The 674-nt window shown below is 43.0% G+C and carries 1 protein-coding gene and 1 pseudogene; both read right to left on the bottom strand.

The window, feature by feature from the left end; all coding sequences use genetic code 11:
- Nucleotides 1-288 (bottom strand): annotated as a pseudogene (locus ACYVRH_RS13970) (Rpn family recombination-promoting nuclease/putative transposase); the annotation flags it as partial.
- A gap of 77 nt (nt 289-365) precedes the next feature.
- Nucleotides 366-674, bottom strand: a 309-nt coding sequence (locus tag ACYVRH_RS13965; protein ID WP_461257489.1) for a hypothetical protein, incomplete at its 5' end; no start/stop codon positions are given.

Genomic DNA, 674 nt, shown 5'->3' with positions numbered 1-674 from the left:
TGTTATTACTTCGTACAGTTTTTCGACGTACATCAGGCACCGCAGCGGCATATTTTCGTTGATGGTTGACTGGTGCTCAATCAAGACAATGAGCCGGTTGTCGAATAAAAACGAAATGTCGTTTCTCTGCCTCCTGAAAAGTACGTCTGAAAGCGTGTTAATGTCGATGGGTACGTCCGGCGGAAGGGTAACGCCATTTATCGCTGAATACAATTCCCTCAAAAGAGCCGGGTTGCTGAAAAGGAAAGTAAAAACTGTGTCCTTGTGTTTTTTGTTGGCATTTTCCATAAAGAGCACAAACATTGATCTTATTGGTTCGTGTTGGTTCGTGGTAAAATTTGTATTCTACCCCACGCGACCGTCAATCATCTGCCCGGCAAATGATGTTTCCCGTGATTGGTGAAAATATCGTTATCGAATGTAAAATTACGCGGGTCTTTATACGGAACGTGGACTACCGTTCCGGTTTCATCAACTACGTTAGTATCGAACCATGTCGCATCCAAATAGAGAAGCCTGCCTTTGTATTTTAGGGTAACCCACGCGTGATTTTGACCTGATACTTTTACTATATCGCTTACTCCGGCAATATTGGCGTTTTTGAGCCTTGATATTAACAGACTGCTGTAATCATCACAAACGCCTTTTAACGGGGTGGGAGTTACAAACTTTGA

The sequence above is a fragment of the Treponema sp. R80B11-R83G3 genome (genome assembly GCF_054786115.1).
The sequence above is the reverse complement of the archived record's forward strand: the minus strand, read 5'-3'. Positions and strand labels throughout refer to the sequence as shown.